The organism is Lysinibacillus sp. PWR01 (assembly GCF_043359455.1).
GTDB classification, from domain to species: Bacteria; Bacillota; Bacilli; order Bacillales_A; family Planococcaceae; genus Lysinibacillus; species Lysinibacillus fusiformis_F.
This window is the reverse complement of sequence record NZ_JBHERJ010000050.1, coordinates 1-15,959: the sequence shown is the minus strand read 5'-3', so window position 1 is coordinate 15,959 and position 15,959 is coordinate 1. Positions and strand designations below refer to the sequence as shown.

General features: G+C 34.8%; 16 protein-coding genes. 11 read left to right on the top strand and 5 right to left on the bottom strand.

The features are described from left to right. Window positions 1–143: 143 nt before the first annotated feature. Window positions 144–689: a hypothetical protein gene (locus tag ACEVFT_RS09675; RefSeq protein ID WP_393949441.1), complete on the bottom strand. Its 546-nt coding sequence runs from the start codon at window positions 687–689 to the stop codon at window positions 144–146. A 340-nt stretch (window positions 690–1,029) separates the two neighbouring features. On the opposite strand from ACEVFT_RS09675, the gene ACEVFT_RS09670 reads away from it, so the two are divergent. From ACEVFT_RS09670 to zupT, 8 genes are all read left to right on the top strand, one after another. Continuing rightward, window positions 1,030–1,932, top strand: coding sequence for a polyprenyl synthetase family protein (locus tag ACEVFT_RS09670; RefSeq protein WP_342533512.1), 903 nt, complete (start codon window positions 1,030–1,032; stop codon window positions 1,930–1,932). Between the two features lie 12 nt (window positions 1,933–1,944). Next, window positions 1,945–2,103, top strand: a complete 159-nt coding sequence (gene comX, locus ACEVFT_RS09665) for a competence pheromone ComX (RefSeq protein ID WP_205445934.1) — start codon at window positions 1,945–1,947, stop codon at window positions 2,101–2,103. A 5-nt stretch (window positions 2,104–2,108) separates the two neighbouring features. Further along, entirely contained in the window at window positions 2,109–4,397 is a 2,289-nt protein-coding gene (locus ACEVFT_RS09660) for a sensor histidine kinase (protein ID WP_393949438.1), read from the top strand. After that, window positions 4,381–4,992, top strand: a complete 612-nt coding sequence (locus tag ACEVFT_RS09655; protein ID WP_225341057.1) for a response regulator transcription factor — start codon at window positions 4,381–4,383, stop codon at window positions 4,990–4,992. The genes ACEVFT_RS09660 and ACEVFT_RS09655 overlap by 17 nt, the downstream gene beginning before the upstream one ends. Before the next feature lie 423 nt (window positions 4,993–5,415). Further along, on the top strand, window positions 5,416–6,315 hold the full coding sequence (locus ACEVFT_RS09650; protein WP_205445933.1) for a hypothetical protein: 900 nt from the start codon (window positions 5,416–5,418) through the stop codon (window positions 6,313–6,315). A gap of 39 nt (window positions 6,316–6,354) precedes the next feature. After that, complete coding sequence (locus ACEVFT_RS09645) at window positions 6,355–6,486, top strand: hypothetical protein (protein WP_279381312.1); 132 nt, start codon at window positions 6,355–6,357, stop codon at window positions 6,484–6,486. 85 nt (window positions 6,487–6,571) lie between these two features. Beyond that, a complete protein-coding gene (locus ACEVFT_RS09640) occupies window positions 6,572–7,180 on the top strand; it encodes a phosphatase PAP2 family protein (RefSeq protein ID WP_205445932.1) in 609 nt (202 codons plus the stop codon). Window positions 7,181–7,339: 159 nt separating this feature from the next. After that, window positions 7,340–8,149 (top strand): zinc transporter ZupT, encoded by an 810-nt coding sequence (gene zupT / locus ACEVFT_RS09635; protein WP_205445931.1) that lies wholly within the window; start codon window positions 7,340–7,342, stop codon window positions 8,147–8,149. Between the two features lie 57 nt (window positions 8,150–8,206). Here zupT and ACEVFT_RS09630 read toward each other — a convergent pair whose 3' ends face one another. The 3 genes from ACEVFT_RS09630 to thrC form a co-directional block, all read right to left on the bottom strand. After that, window positions 8,207–8,893, bottom strand: coding sequence for an MtnX-like HAD-IB family phosphatase (locus ACEVFT_RS09630; RefSeq protein WP_393949436.1), 687 nt, complete (start codon window positions 8,891–8,893; stop codon window positions 8,207–8,209). A 99-nt stretch (window positions 8,894–8,992) separates the two neighbouring features. After that, the gene (thrB, locus tag ACEVFT_RS09625; protein ID WP_393949433.1) at window positions 8,993–9,907 is read right to left on the bottom strand and encodes a homoserine kinase; all 915 of its coding nucleotides are present in this window, start codon (window positions 9,905–9,907) and stop codon (window positions 8,993–8,995) included. Then, window positions 9,904–10,956: a threonine synthase gene (gene thrC / locus ACEVFT_RS09620; protein ID WP_205445928.1), complete on the bottom strand. Its 1,053-nt coding sequence runs from the start codon at window positions 10,954–10,956 to the stop codon at window positions 9,904–9,906. The genes thrB and thrC overlap by 4 nt, the downstream gene beginning before the upstream one ends. 204 nt (window positions 10,957–11,160) lie before the next feature. Here thrC and ACEVFT_RS09615 point away from each other — a divergent pair, with 204 nt between their 5' ends. Next, window positions 11,161–12,390 carry an MFS transporter gene (locus ACEVFT_RS09615; protein WP_393949431.1) on the top strand — a complete coding sequence of 410 codons (1,230 nt, stop codon included), beginning with the start codon at window positions 11,161–11,163 and terminating at the stop codon, window positions 12,388–12,390. 316 nt (window positions 12,391–12,706) lie between these two features. Then, window positions 12,707–13,573, top strand: coding sequence for a MurR/RpiR family transcriptional regulator (locus ACEVFT_RS09610; protein WP_066038016.1), 867 nt, complete (start codon window positions 12,707–12,709; stop codon window positions 13,571–13,573). A gap of 109 nt (window positions 13,574–13,682) precedes the next feature. On the opposite strand, the gene ACEVFT_RS09605 is transcribed toward ACEVFT_RS09610, so the two are convergent. Further along, complete coding sequence (locus tag ACEVFT_RS09605) at window positions 13,683–14,486, bottom strand: GNAT family N-acetyltransferase (protein WP_048394306.1); 804 nt, start codon at window positions 14,484–14,486, stop codon at window positions 13,683–13,685. 452 nt (window positions 14,487–14,938) lie between these two features. Between ACEVFT_RS09605 and ACEVFT_RS09600 the strand changes: the two genes are divergently transcribed. Next, window positions 14,939–15,865, top strand: coding sequence for a manganese-dependent inorganic pyrophosphatase (locus ACEVFT_RS09600; protein WP_393949426.1), 927 nt, complete (start codon window positions 14,939–14,941; stop codon window positions 15,863–15,865). The last annotated feature ends 94 nt before the right edge of the window (window positions 15,866–15,959 follow it).

The following is a 15,959-nucleotide window of genomic DNA, read 5'->3' as shown; positions in this document are numbered from 1 at the left end:
CTCACCTTGCCAAGTTGCTTTTTCTGCCGTTGACATTATCTTTTTGCAACAACATGAAAGGTGTCTCAAGAGATTGAGACACCTTTTTTATTACACAAAAAGCAGGTCACAATCATTGTGACCTGCTTAGCTAGGTGTATAGGTTAATGTGTAATAGATGGTTTTCTCCATTTACTAAATGTCGAATCCATATTAAAGGATATGGTGTTCTCGTTAATGGACAACCCAGAGATACTTGTATTACACAGCCCATCCACACTATCTGGATTATTGTTATAATTAGATGCATTTGTCGCCATTACTAGCCCTCTAGCATTAATGATTGTGTACTGTGGTGTTACATACACTATAGGGGAATCTATATTTAATCCAAAAGTGAAAGGATTGACTAATGACATACTAGATATGCTTTCGTTTGATATTCTTATAATGCCATACTGCTCAATATAATAATCTCGTTTTTGTTGGAATGTATCCTCAAATCCAGGAATATCACTAATAAAATTTGAAAAAGTTGAAATGTTTTTATACGCAGCTAAGGTTTCTTGATAGGCTTTTAATTCTGATTGAATAATGATTTGTTCAATTCGTCGTTGGTCATTGCTAGGCTGTTTAATTGTAATTTCTTCAGCTGAGACAGAGATATTACATGAAAAAGTAGCCGTAAGTATGAAAACAGTATCATTCAATTTAAGTCACTCCCAGTACAAAAAGATTTCATGTTCATCAATCTATCCTGACTATAAAAATATGATTTTATTATTAATCTAAGCGTAACATCTGTTAGAACGCCATTTCAATGGTAAGTTTACGCCACTTTAATGGCGGTGCTTGGTTCTCTACCGCCATTTTTTTAGTAATTATTAACAAAAATCTGGCGTGATTTGCATGAATAACGCCACTTTTTGGCGGTCTTTCGCTTTATAAAGGAATTAATGGTATTTAATGTATCATATAATTGTATGACTAGTATTAATTCCCACTAATCTATATAATATCTAGTAATATACTAGATAGGGGAGAGGACTATTGAAGGGTTTAGATGCACACATCAATGAATCATTAGACATCCTTATAGAAAATGAGTTATTACTTGGCTCTGAGCTAAAAACAATGTTAAAAGGCTTTATAGAAGAAAAAACAGCTGTAGGTTTTTCCTTTGGTAAATTGTGTTTTTGGCATTATGAAGCATTTTCAAAAAGCATAAATCAAGATATCTACAAGGTAGCTGCTGCAATTGAACTTCTAATACTATCTTTTGATATTATTGATGATCTGCAGGATAAGGATTCGGACTATAGTTGGAACAAAACTCCTGAATTATCACTAAACGTTGCTTTAGCTATGCTGGTCATGGCATCTAAAACAATAGATGAAACTTCTTTTGAACATAAAAGAGCGGCTATCAAGCTTCTTGAAGAATACGCTTTAAAAAGTATAAACGGGCAACAATTAGACTTACTAAATAATTGCCGTGATGAAGATTCCTATGTACAAATGATTACGTTGAAATCTGGTTCATTAACAGCAATGGGTTGTTTGATTGGTGAAGTACTTGCAAGAGGTGAAATATCTCAAGAAATAGAGGAGTATGGGAAATACATAGGCATCATCCAACAAATTAAAAATGATATACAAAGCTTAAAGGCGTGGGGCCCTAAAAATGATTTGCTAAATAAAAGGTATTCTCTGCCTATTATTTATCTTCTATCACAGAAAAATGATGTTTCAAAATCTGTTTCTAGCTATTATAATAATGATATAGTTACAGATTTGGATAATAATGCAACAGAAGACGAGTTGACAAATGGTGGTGCAATACGTTATGCCATTACGATAAAAAACGTCTACAAGTTTAAAGCATTGAATTACCTTGAAAATGTAGCTATAAATGAGTTAGGTAAAGAATACCTACAAAAATTATTGAGATGAGGAGAGATAAGAATGATTAATGTAATCCAATATTTAGAACAAAATCCAAGCCTAGTTGCACTATTAAAGGAACAAAAAGCCTCATTAGTAGGAGTTTCATCTGTAGAACAAAAAGCAATTTTAGAAGCTTTTAGCGGTGAAATGAATGCAGAAAGTGATATTTGGAACTAAAAAAATTGCGTAGTAAGTTGTTTTGGCCCGCTATAATTCTCTATTTAATTATTGGTTTTTATTTAAATTATGTGAATTATAGCGAGCCTTATATACAGATTGGTGTAGAAGAAGAGAATGACAAATGGGTCATTTCTCAACTTTATTATAAAGACTGGGCAGAGGGACAAAATATTTCTGTTGGTGATGCGATTTTAACTGTAGATAATGAACCCATCAACGAATTAAATCAACTGAAGTATAAATCAAAAATTTTATCTGCTAATGAAATAACAATACTGAAGCCCGATGGAGATCTAATCAATATACATATTAAGCATTTGGATATCCCTCAACAATTTATCTATGTTTTAATCATTCCGGCTTGTTATTATTTATTAACATTATTTGTTGCATTTTATTTACATTTCAAACAAAGGAATACTAAGTTAGCTGATTTACTAATTCTTTTTATGTTAACGGTTTCTTTGGCTTATGTAAGCAGTGGTGTCTCTGGTAGGATGGATACGATTGGCATTATCGTAAATCGAAGCAGTATGCTGTTATGTTTAGTCATACTATTACATTTTTTGAGAAATTATTATTCATTTGTGAAAACAAATTGGGTATTTACAAATAATATCAAGCTCTTTTATATACTACCCTTCATAGCTTTTATATTAGGGTGTGTGGGCACTATTTATCCTGCTTCAAATGATATTCTTTCCAATGTTATATTGGCTATTTTCTTTATTCTCCTTGTGATCATCCTTAGTATTTTATTAATAAGCTATTTTAAATACAGCTCACCTCAGTTGAAAATTTTATTAAATAGTATATTAATACCGTTTCTACCATTTCTTTTTTTATATGCACTCCCTAAAATCCTTTTTCACACGTATATACTTTCATCTGAGATAAGCTCATTATTTTTATTGCTTATACCTTTTAGCTTTATTTTTACACAATTAGCAGAAAGATTATTTGATATTGAGTACCATATTACAAGATTACGTTATTATGTTATATTCTCTTTAATCTTTACTGTATGGTTCACAGTGGGACTATATTTTATTGCAGGTCGTTATTTAACAATGACTGTCATGTCGGGGGTAGCTTTCTTTACATTTTCTTCATTAGTTATACTTTTTTACGTAAAAGAGAAGGTCGATTATCGAAAACGGAAAATATTATTTTCAACAAAGGGCGACTATATTCATCAGCTATATACAGCCGTAGATAAAATTGGGAAAACAATTAAAATCGACGAACTTCTAGAAAAGTTTGCTTACGAGGTTTCCATACATCTTGAGTTAGAGGACGTTTTTGTCTTAACATATAACTATGATAAAAATGAATTCATAACAATTGCTGGAGAAAGTATTACGATTGATCCTGAAATAATGGAAGAAATCAGATTAGGTGAAATAAGAAAAATTGACAAAGTTTATATAGCATTTCTCCATCAGGATGCACATTTTAAAAGAGCATTAGTGCTAGGGCATAATAATACGATTCATTTAAAAGATGAGGAGCTTTTATGGCTTGAATTGCTCTTATTGTATGTGAATAATTTTATTGAAAATACAAAAATGGTGGAAGAACTGTTAGAGGAACTGAAGCATATGAAGCAAGCTGATGATGGTCAGTTACCATGGCTGAACAAGCTTTTATGGCTAAGGTTTGAAGAAGAAAAATACCAGTTAGCTCAAGAGTTACATGACACCAATTTACAGGAGCAACTACATATAGCCCGTGAGGTGGATGTCCTTGTAAATGCAAAAAATACAACAGATATACAGGACAAGCTTGCAAAAATTCATAAGCAAATGGTTGCATCCTTACATGAATTACGTACTTATTGTGAAAACCTAAAACCTCCGTTACTAGATACACTAGGTTTAAATGCTGCATTAGAAAAGTTAATCCGGAAAGTTCAGGAGAGAGCTAACTTCGTGCTAATTTACACAATTGATCGTCTTTATTTAGAGGATGAACGCATGAATTTAATGATTTATCGTTTGTTCCAAGAACTACTTAATAATGCGTTAAAGCATTCCTATGCAGCATCTGTTGAAATTCATTTAAAAGAAATGAACGATGGTTTCGAAATCATTTATAAAGATGATGGTGTAGGATGTAATGTAGAGGACATTATAGTAACAGAATCGATGGGCATTCAAGGCATGCAGGAGCGTGTAAAAGCGTTTAACGGACAATTTGCTATTGACTCAAATATCAATGAAGGGATGTTTATTAGAATAATGGTGAAAGAAGGGAGTGAAACACTTGATTACGATGCTCATAGTGGATGATCACCCTATAGTGTTAGAGGGAACTAAAAATTTATTTCAAGAGAATGAAGATATTATCATCGATACGGAAAGTGATGCAACTTGTGTCATTCAAAGGATAAAGAATAAACCATACGATATCTATCTGATAGATATCAATATGCCATTAGAGAATGGAATTAACCTAGCCCGTAATATTAAGGCTATTCAGTCAAATGCTTCTGTCATTCTTTATACAGGTGATGATATCACAGATTATTATCCACTCATTTTAGAAAGAAAAATAGAAGGCATTTTAGCTAAAACAGCTTCTAAAGAGCAAATTTTAAGAACAGTCAGGGCCATTGCAAACGGTGAAATTGTTTTACCAAAAAATTTCTTAGATTTTCTGGATGATAAATTTAAACTGCAAGGTGCCAAAGATATACATTTAAATGAAAAGGAAAAGAAAATTTTAAGACTCATTGCAGAGGGCCATACAAATAAAGCCATCGCTATTGAATTGAATATTCCTCAGCGAACAACAGAGAGATATTTAACGCAACTCTTTTCTTTGTTAAATGTAGATTCACGAACAGAAGCTGTAAATCTTGCTGAGAGAATGAATTTACTCTAAACAACTTCTATGTTATACTGTTGGTATATTTTTCAATTAATAGGGAGCATTTTGGGAATTGAATATCCTATATATTACCTTAGTAAAATAAATCCATATTCCTATACTAAATAGCCTATAAAATATTAGAGACACCGCCAAAAAAGTGGCGGTGTTTTTTTATATCCGCCAAATCACGCCAAAAATTTGTCTGAATCACGCCATAAAATTGGCGTAAACCCGAAGTTGAAATAACGGTATAAGTACTGGTACGCTTAAATTAACAGTGGTTAAGTAGATTTGCTATAGTCAGTAATATACAAATCATTTTATTAAAATAAGCAGCCTGACTATCTATGAATAAAGTAGCGTTAGTAGATTGTAGAATGTTACTAGCTAGTCAATATACTTCACCATAAAACTTTATAAAGGTAGGCGTGTATTGTGAAAGTAGAACTTGAAAATTTGTTTTCCATAGATGAAACTAGTCAAGATCAAGTTATTAACGTTTATAATCGTCATGGTATTGCTATTGGTGCGCCTGAAATGAGAAAAAGAAATTTGAAAACAAAATTTAATCCTATTTTTACATTAAATGAGGATGTAACATACGAGCAGGTAACAGCTTTATATGCGTCGTTAGAACGTGAATTTGGAATCGTTTCGATTGGAGAACGTTTTTATTTTGAATTTTCAGATATAGAGTATGAACGAGCACCATTATTTACTTTAAATTCAACAGGTAATTCACCAGAAATGTTCTTAGAGGATAAGGGGACATTATTTTCTTTGAGTACACATTGTAAGTATTGTGGGCTCATGGATAAAGAGCAGCTATCACCGATAGTTATTGATACTACGCAGATGAAAGATCGTTATTTAGTCCATGTAAATGGTTACTGGGTAGCTTCTGAGGAACTAGTATTACTAATGAAAAGAGAAAAACTAGAAGGCTATGAGCTTTTAGAGGTTATCCATCAAGGGCCTATAGAAGATAAACAACCAGCTTATCAAATTATTCCTATACAAATGCTGCCTGAGTGTAGTAAGGATAGAGTTAAATTATACTTTGCAACTGAACAACCACCGTGCAGTTGTGGCTTAAATGGAGTCATTAATGGTCCTGATATTTATCATCATGAAGATTTAGAGAACTTAAAAGGTGATGTTTTTTACTCTGCTGATTGTAGTCATGATGGAAGGTATTTATATAGGAAGACATTGTTTAGCAAAAGATTTAGAGAAACTATTATAAAATATGGTATTTCGCGTGAGGTTAGAGGAGAAAAGGATGCAAACTTTGGTCCAAAAGATTGGCTATTTGATCCCGTGTTAATCAAGTAGTTAAATTTGGAACAGTAAAAGAATAAGGGAGTGTTTAGGATGTTTAGAAGAATACTACCTATAGTAGCCATTTTATTTATTGTTGCATTGGCCGTTTCCAATTACTTTAACAAACCAGAAGCAGAAACGATCACTATTTATCAAGAGGTTAAGGGTGTAAACCTTTCTTAAAATGAAGGCCTATATTTCATTCAGAATAGACCTATTTATGTTATGATGTGAAGACCATAGCATGAATGTTTTTTGAGGTGAAAAAATGAAAAAATGGGCATATCCTTTAGCAATTGTAACGTTAATTGTCTTTATCGTATTAAGAGTCACTTATCAAAGTCAATTGATGAATACATTTGATGCAAAGATGGCAGAGATTCTTTTTGGCAATCGATTTATTGAGATCTTTCATTATATAGGGGAGCCAATATTTGTTGTCGCTGTTGCAGTAGTTTTAATGGTGTATTTAGCTTGGAAGGTAAAAAATTATCGAGGGATGCTATTTGTTGTACTAACTTTTGCAGCAGGCAATGTTCTGAATCAATTATTAAAGAAATGGGTGCAACGTCCAAGACCTGAAATTGAGGATCAACTGACATCCTTTAGCTTTCCATCTGGACATTCGATGACAGGTATTTTGTATTTATTTTCACTTGCTTATATTTTAGCGGAGAATCGTAATAAAAGCCGTAAAATCCTTCTGTGGCTTGGCGCAACGATCTTGATGGTGCTTATTGGTTTATCACGTATTGCAGGAGCTCGACATTTTGCTACAGATGTACTTGCTGGTTGGAGCATCGGCTATACTTGGTTTATCATTTGTGTCATCTGGTACGAACGTCGAAAACGCTTATTTTCATCCAATCATAAATAAAAAGGCAGGCAGTATCTATTTCATATGAATAGATACTGCTTTTTTACGTTTTATTGAGACATTGTAAAGAATGATATTTACCTCATAAAAAAGAATTGCGTATAGGAAACTTCTACGTTAAGATGAGTACAATAAGAAAAAGAGCAAAGGAAGAAGGGAATGGACGGAAATGTTTTACTGGCACTAGGACTAACTCTTTTTGCCGGACTTGCAACAGGCGTAGGTAGTTTAATAGCATTTTTTACATCAAGAACAAATACAAAATTTTTATCATTAGCATTAGGTTTTTCTGCAGGGGTAATGATCTATGTATCCCTGGTAGAAATTTTTGTTAAAGCGAAAGATGCTTTAACCAATGCATTAGGTACAACAAATGGCTATTGGATGACAATCCTAGGATTTTTCGGTGGGATGTTATTTATTGCCTTGATCGATAAATTTATTCCAAAGGCTACTAATCCTCATGAAGTAAAGCTAGTTGAGGATGTAAATGCCATCAAACCACAGGTCAATGAAGAACATTTGATGAAGATGGGTGTTTTTACAGCTCTCGCGATTGGCATTCATAATTTTCCAGAGGGTATCGCTACATTTATGTCAGCTATTAATGACCCGAATGTGGGGATTGCTATTGCCATTGCAGTAGCTATTCACAATATTCCAGAAGGCATTGCTGTATCTGTTCCTATTTTCTTTGCGACGGGTAATCGAAAGAAAGCCTTTAAATTATCCTTTTTATCAGGATTAGCAGAGCCTGTCGGTGCATTAGTAGCATTTTTGCTCCTTATGCCATTTTTAACCGATGTCATGTTTGGAATTGTTTTTGCTGGTGTTGCAGGAATAATGGTCTTTATTTCATTAGATGAGTTGTTACCAGCAGCACAAAGATACGATGAAACACATTTATCGATGTATGGTCTAGTAGCAGGAATGGCGGTCATGGCCATTAGCTTAGTGCTATTAGCATAAATAAGTAGGGAAAGGGAGTCATCTTTGTAAAAGTGGCTCCCTTGTCTTTTTTCTACATTAAATTGAAAGAATAGCCTTTTTTGATTCCACTAGTTCTTGAACAATATTTAGACAATCATGAAATGTGGTAAAGGGTCTATATGGAACATGAAGTTCTTCACAGCGTTGGATAAGATGATCTCTAGCAAGAACGATATCGGCCAGTTTAGCGGCCTCGAAATCAGATAGAGAATCACCAATTACGATTTTATAATGATCTTCCTTGGCAACTTTTCGCATAACACTAGGCTTACAGCAGCCGCAACCTTGTGTGCTATATTTAGCGCATTCCTCATCACAGCTATTTGGGTAAATCAGTTGTATTTGCTCACCAGAAAAATCTGCTTTATTACAGTAGGTGCCTGAAAATGGACCAAATTTTTCAACTAAAGGCTCGATGAAGAAATCAACTCCGCCACTTACAATATAAAATGGAATATTGTTGTTTTGAGCATAGCGAACAAAATCTCCAAATCCCTCACGTATTACTGCCGAATCCATTAGGTATTGAATGACTTCATCTTTTTGTTGACTAGAAAGTAGATGAAACATAGCTGATAGGCCATCTTTAAATGAAATGGTTTGTTCCATCATCGCTTGTGCAATTTTTTCAGATTTCTCTGGTACAAATTCAGTCATAAGTGAAAAGATATTATCTGTTTCTGTTATCGTGCCATCGAAATCACAGAAAATAATGGGTTTCAAAATAGTCCCTCCTTAGAAAAGCAAGTATAGAAAGTCTAATTCTATACTTCTATAATATTAGTTTTATACGTACTTGCTTTCAAGAAAAAACGCCTACTGTTATAGTAGACGTTTCATACATTCATTGACTTGTACACCATGTTCATCAGCTTTTGTTAAAATAATTTGATGCTCTGGGAATTGCTTTGTCATTAACTGAACGAAGTCAGAAGCAATAGCAGAGGGAATAATGGATATTAATGTTGGACCAGCTCCGCTTAAAGCTGTACCGTATGCGCCGTTAGCTTTTGCAGCAATACGAATTTCTTCATATGCAGGAATTAGCTTTGCACGAAACGGTTCATGGAATAAATCCGCCTCCATATAACGTCCAGCACGTTCAAAATCTCGTGCCATTAAAGAAGCCGCTAGCATATTCGCATTTGCTGAAGCATGAACTGCATAGGATCGGTTAAATTGCGCTGGTAAAACCGAACGAGATTCGCTTGTTTTTAATTCAACATCTGGTACATATACCACAAAGGAGGCATCGATATCATTGATATGAAATGTATCAACCATTCCTTTGTCATCCATTGAAGAAATCGTTAAACCTCCCAAGACTGAAGCGGTTGCGTTATCTGGATGTCCTTCAATTTGTGAAGAGAGATTAAGTTTATCTTGAATCGTTAATCCAAGCTTACATACTTGGTTAGCAAGTTCAATACCTGCAACAATAACTGCTGCACTGCTACCAAGACCACGTGCCAACGGAAGTTCACTGGCCATCTCTACACGACAAGCAGGTAGCTGTTGACCATATTGATCTGCAGTTTTTTTAGCAATGACGTATAGTAAGTGTTCTTCAAGCTCAAACTCTTTAGGACCATTATCATCAAGATGGATAATTTCCCATTGTTCTTGTAAAGTAACAGAAAGCTTTAAGTAAAGAGACAAGCCAAGTCCTATTGAATCAAAGCCAGGACCTAAGTTGGCTGTGCTTCCAGGAACTGAGATTTGCCACATTTTACTCATAGTACACCCTCAATATATGCACGAATTTCTTCTTCATCGTTTTTAAGAGATACAACCTCAACAGTGGATACATTCATAGCTGTATCAGGATCTTTCAGTCCATTCCCTGTAAAGATAGTTACAACCTTAGCGCCTTGAGGGATTTTTCCATTTTCAACAGACTTCATAACACCTGCTAAAGAAGCAGCAGAGCCTGGCTCAACGAAAATACCTTCTGTACTTGCGATTAATTTGTAAGCTGCTACAATTTCTTCATCTGTAACAGAATCAATGATACCACCAGATTCATCGCGAGCCGCTTCTGCCAATTTCCAACTAGCAGGATTGCCAATTCGAATGGCAGTTGCCACTGTCTCAGGGTTAGCAATAGGCTCTCCTTTAACGATTGCTGCTGCACCTTCTGCTTCAAAGCCATACATTTTTGGTAAACCACTATTTTTTGCAGCGTGATATTCTTTAAATCCTTTCCAATAGGCAGTGATATTACCTGCATTACCAACAGGAATACACAGATAATCAGGTGCTGAACCTAAGGCATCTACAATTTCAAACGATGCCGTTTTTTGACCTTCGATACGGTATGGATTTACAGAGTTAACAAGTGCAACTGGTGTTGTTTCACTTACTTGGCGAACGATATTGAGAGCATCATCAAAATTACCATCAATTTCAATGATTTTTGCACCATACATTGTAGCTTGTGCAAGCTTACCAAGAGCAACTTTTCCTTTAGGAATAACAACGATTGATTGAATCCCTGCACGAGTTGCATAAGCTGCCGCAGCCGCAGAAGTGTTTCCTGTAGAAGCGCAAATAACGCATTGACTTCCATCCTCAATAGCTTTTGCAACAGCAAACACCATTCCTCGGTCTTTAAATGAGCCAGTTGGGTTTGCACCTTCAATTTTTCCGTAAAGCTCAATGCCTAGTTTCTTAGATAAATTCACTAAATGTATAAGAGGCGTATTGCCTTCGTTTAAAGTTAAAGCAGGTGTATTTTCAGTTACGGGTAAAAATTGTTTATATTCTTCAATAAGGCCTTTCCACATAACGTAACGATCTCCTTTTGTTCTTATAGAAAGAACAGTTGTTTTTGTATAAAAGACATTTTAACGCAAATAGCACTATTATTTCAATAGCATTTCATTAATTGTCGAAACAATTCGGTAATTTGAATAGTACTTGTCACTTTCTTGAAACAACTGTATAGTAATCTTATAATGTAAAGTCATGTGTAAAGACAGGTGGTTGAGATGACAATAAATACAGCAGCGACAAATAAACCTCAGCAATCCATTTCTAGAAATAAGCTTTTGGGTGTAGCAGGGGTAGGATGGCTCTTCGATGCAATGGACGTTGGTATATTATCCTTTGTCATTGCAGCATTGGCCGCTGAGTGGGGACTATCACCAAGTCAGTCTGGTTGGATTGGTAGTGTAAATTCTATCGGAATGGCTGTAGGGGCTCTCTTTTTTGGTGTTTTTGCTGATAAAGTAGGGCGCAAGCAAATTTTTATGTGGACACTTGTCCTCTTTTCTATTGCAAGCGGTTTATCCGCTTTTACAACAACATTAACTGCATTTTTAATTTTACGCTTTTTAGTAGGGATGGGGCTAGGGGGAGAATTACCTGTAGCTTCAACGCTAGTATCTGAAAGTGTGGCTGCCAAAGAAAGAGGTCGCGTGGTTGTATTACTAGAAAGCTTTTGGGCAGCAGGCTGGTTAATTGCAGCACTCATTTCGTATTTTGTTATTCCTACATGGGGATGGCGAGTAGCCCTTATACTAACGGCACTTCCAGCATTTTATGCTATTTATCTTCGTTGGCATTTACCAGATTCACCTCAATTTACTGTGAAGGAAGAATCAAAAAAACGTAGCATTGGCCAAAATATGAAAGAAGTTTGGTCGAAAAAGTATGCTCGTTCTACATTTATGCTGTGGCTATTATGGTTTACAGTTGTATTTTCGTATTATGGCATGTTTTTATGGTTGCCAAGTGTAATGGTAGGGAAGGGCTTTGATATGATCACAAGCTTTAAATATGTTTTGATCATGACTTTAGCTCAATTGCCAGGATACTCTACAGCAGCTTGGTTTATAGAAAAGTTTGGACGCAAATTTGTCCTTGTTTCCTATCTAATTGGTACTGCAGCAAGTGCTTACATTTTTGGGAATGCAGATACTTTAGGCGTATTGCTAACTTCAGGGATGTTTTTATCTTTCTTTAACTTGGGGGCTTGGGGAGCATTATATGCTTATACACCCGAACAATACCCATCGGTTATACGTGGAACAGGTGCTGGTATGGCAGCAGCGGTTGGACGGATTGGTGGTATTTTTGGGCCGTTGCTCGTTGGGTTTTTATTAACGGCAGGCTATGATATAGGTTTTATCTTTGCCATTTTCTGTGGAGCGATTATTATCGGTGTTGTAGGGGTCATCTTCCTTGGTAAGGAAACGAAGCAGCTTGAATTAGAATAGTATGAAATAGAATGTCCTGGATCAAAGAATTGATCTAGGACATTTTTGTCTGATTTCGCTTAAATAATACATAAAAATGAGTTTTTATTAATTTTTATTCGATTTTACTGACTTATTTGTTAAAATGACAAATCAATATAAAATGGTTAAAGAGTAAATCAAATTGTTTTATTAGCAGGTTAATGCGATGAAGATTTTTCAGAAAAGTCATTGTATTCAAATTGTAATCGTGATACTGTATTTTTAATCGAATTTTGAGTCAGTAGGAAACAATCTCCCGTTCGTGATAAGGTCATTGAAAGAAAGGTTGTTAGGAATGAGTATTCATGAAGATATAAAGAAAAGGTTTGTAAGGCTGTCAAAGGGCCAGCGTAAAGTAGCACAATTTGTAATGGATAATCCCACAACAGTGATTGCTAATGGAGCAGCAGAGGTTGGCAGATTGGCTAATGTAAGTGAATCAACCGTGATTCGATTTTGTTATGCTATGGATTTGTCAGGGTATGTAGAACTACAAGAGGAAGTTAGAGGCTTTATTATGTCTCAAGATGTAGGTGCAAATCTACAGCCTACATATACTGCTAAGAAGCTGACTAATTCTAGCTTTGGTAAGGTGATGCAACGAGATAGCCAAAATATTCAAGAAACAATTCATTTGATTAACGATCAGCAGATCCAAAAATGCTCAAAATGGATGCATGAAGCAGACAATATATATATTCTAGGTACTCGTCACAATGCATCTGTTGCAAATTGGCTATCTAATACATTGAAAACACTTCGTGCTAATATTAAGCAGCTTCGTTTAGACTCAGATGATTTAGTGAATCAAATAAACAGTATGGGCGAACATACGACTTTAATTGTACTATCTTTTGATAAACAGATTGTGGATATTAAAACGATTGTTGAAATTGCAAAGGTAAAGAAAGTGAAAATTATTGCCATTACAGGTTCTGCATTTTCGCCTATTCGAGAATATGCCAGTGCATTATTTACCCTCGGTACCAAGAATCATTCTTCTCTAGACATTGCCCCAGTCTTGATTTCATTTTTGCATGCGTTGATAGAGGAAATGATAAGCCAGGATAAAGACCACTATGATAAATATCAGCAATTGTATGAGCAAGTAGAAAGTAATGTATTATTCTTAGATGCTATTAGAGAAAAGCAGGTATTTTAATGTAACTACGCATAGATAGTTGTTGAAACACACTATCTATGCGTATTTTTTTGAAATTTTCTATATAAAAAGATGTCCAAATAGTATTTAGACATCTAGGAAAAGTGAATTATAGAATTTTACTCAAGCTATATTCATTAATATAAGTATCATTTAATTTAATGGCATTTTTTCGAATGCCCTCCTGATGAAATCCTAGCTTTGTAAAGAGGTGTAAAGCTACATTGTTATGCTCCATAACAGATAACTCTAAACGGGAAATATCATGTTGTTTAGACCAACTTTCAACAGCTTTCATCAGTGCGGAGCCAATACCTTTTTGCTGATACTCTTCTTTCACAGCTAAACGAATAGAGGCAACATGTCTAGCTTTTGATTGTTTATATCCATGAATAACCGCATAACCCGCAAAAATTCCGTTTAGTACACAAAGTAGTATAGTACGGTTTTTTAATTGCTTCCAATAGGTTAAATTTTTACGAAGTTGTTGGACAGTGAGATCTAGCTCGTTTTGAACATTATACATGAAGTCAGTTTCTTGAAAAATCTCCTCTTGTAAATGAATGAATGATCTAGCATCAGATGCTTCAATTCCTCGTATTATGTATGCAGATGAATTCTCCTCACTATTAGAAGTGTTGTTTTCGGTAGACTTCATTTGCGTACGTGAGAAAGATACACTAGAACCTAGTTTAACATCAATGACATAATAGCCTGCATTTGTCCATGATAAATAATGTGAGAGAGGGGGCTTAGTTTTTTTCCACCAGCTTTTATTTAAGTAGGCAGCGTTCGGTAATGCTTGTCCCATAATGTTTTCTAATTCACCAAAGGATAAAGTAATTTCTTGTTGTAAAGCTACATCAAAATAGTTAGCTAAAGGAATGTACTTTTTTTCTATCTTCTTCGTCATCGTAATCCCCATTTCCTGAATATCCAAAAATATAGACTACCTGATGATAGCATAAAATTATGATGACTTAAATATGAAAACCCAACTAAATATCTATATAAACTAATTATTTTATAAAAAAGAGGCATTTTTACTATTGAATGTTAAAAATAGGTTGGTAAAAATAGAGAATTTTATAGAAGTAATTAGACCTATTAAAAGTATACATAGCAGCTTAAGCTAGTTATAATATAGATATCTTATTTGAAAAGTATGTATTTAGAGCGCTATCATTATATTTGCATAATACAGGTTAACCGCAATTAAGCCTGTATGTTATTTCGAGAGTGAAGGTCAATGGCAAATACGCTGAGGCGAAATTGTTCCAAAGTTTCACTTTATCACTTGTCAGGCTATAAGGTATGATAAAATAAAATATAAATGTAAGTGCCATTTTAGGAGGAATTAATTCAATGAGTAAAGTATTAGTTTTTGGACATAAAAACCCAGATACAGACACAATCACGTCTGCAATTGTATATGCCTATTTAAAACAACAAATTGGTGAAGAAGCTGAGGCTGTACGTCTTGGAGATGTTAATAATGAAACTCAATTTGCATTAGATAAATTTGGCTTTGAAGCGCCTCGTTTAATCTCTTCTGTAGTTGGTGAAGCGGACAAAGTTATTCTAGTAGACCACAATGAATTCCAACAATCGGCTGACGGTATTGAGGAAGTGCAAATTGCAGAGGTAATTGATCACCACCGCATCGCCAACTTCCAAACAGCTGATCCACTATATTATCGTGCAGAACCAGTAGGCTGTACGGCTACTATTCTTAAGAAAATTTTTAGCGAAAACGGTTTAGACATACCTGCGAACATTGCTGGTTTAATGTTATCTGCAATTGTTTCAGATACATTATTATTCAAATCACCGACTTGCACAGAGCAAGATGTAAAAGCTGGTGAAGAGCTAGCAAAAATTGCTGGTGTGGAAATTGCAGAGTATGGCTTAGCAATGCTAAAAGCAGGTGCTGATTTATCTGATAAATCATTAGAAGATTTATTATCATTAGATGCAAAAGAGTTCCAATTTGGTGAGTACAAATCTGTTGTAGCTCAAGTGAATGCAGTTGATATGAATGATGTGCTTAATCGCCAAGAAGAGTTAGAAATCTTACTAAATAAAAATGTTGCAGAAAACGGCTTAGATCTATTCTTCTTCGTTGTGACTGATATTTTAAATAATGATTCAACTGCAGTTGCAATTGGGCAAGTAGCAGAAGCGGCAGCAAAAGGATTCGGTGCTGAGCTTATCAACAACCGTGTTGTATTACCAGGAGTTGTTTCTCGTAAGAAACAAATTGTACCAGTATTAACGGAAGCTCTAAAATAAGAATAGGAAAGAGGTTGTCTATTAAGACAGCCTCTTTTATGTTGTTGAAAAAAGATCATGTCACTAGCAGAAAAAGACCTTTTGGCAAGGCGAG

Coding starts and splice junctions, on each gene's coding strand:
- comX (WP_205445934.1), top strand. CDS start 1,945: ATGATTAATGTAATCCAATATTTAGAACAAAATCCAAGCCTAGTTGCA.
- ACEVFT_RS09655 (WP_225341057.1), top strand. CDS start 4,381: ATGCTCATAGTGGATGATCACCCTATAGTGTTAGAGGGAACTAAAAAT.
- ACEVFT_RS09645 (WP_279381312.1), top strand. CDS start 6,355: ATGTTTAGAAGAATACTACCTATAGTAGCCATTTTATTTATTGTTGCA.
- ACEVFT_RS09640 (WP_205445932.1), top strand. CDS start 6,572: ATGAAAAAATGGGCATATCCTTTAGCAATTGTAACGTTAATTGTCTTT.
- zupT (WP_205445931.1), top strand. CDS start 7,340: ATGGACGGAAATGTTTTACTGGCACTAGGACTAACTCTTTTTGCCGGA.
- thrB (WP_393949433.1), bottom strand. CDS start 9,907: ATGAGTAAAATGTGGCAAATCTCAGTTCCTGGAAGCACAGCCAACTTA.
- thrC (WP_205445928.1), bottom strand. CDS start 10,956: ATGTGGAAAGGCCTTATTGAAGAATATAAACAATTTTTACCCGTAACT.
- ACEVFT_RS09615 (WP_393949431.1), top strand. CDS start 11,161: ATGACAATAAATACAGCAGCGACAAATAAACCTCAGCAATCCATTTCT.
- ACEVFT_RS09610 (WP_066038016.1), top strand. CDS start 12,707: ATGAGTATTCATGAAGATATAAAGAAAAGGTTTGTAAGGCTGTCAAAG.
- ACEVFT_RS09605 (WP_048394306.1), bottom strand. CDS start 14,486: ATGACGAAGAAGATAGAAAAAAAGTACATTCCTTTAGCTAACTATTTT.
- ACEVFT_RS09600 (WP_393949426.1), top strand. CDS start 14,939: ATGAGTAAAGTATTAGTTTTTGGACATAAAAACCCAGATACAGACACA.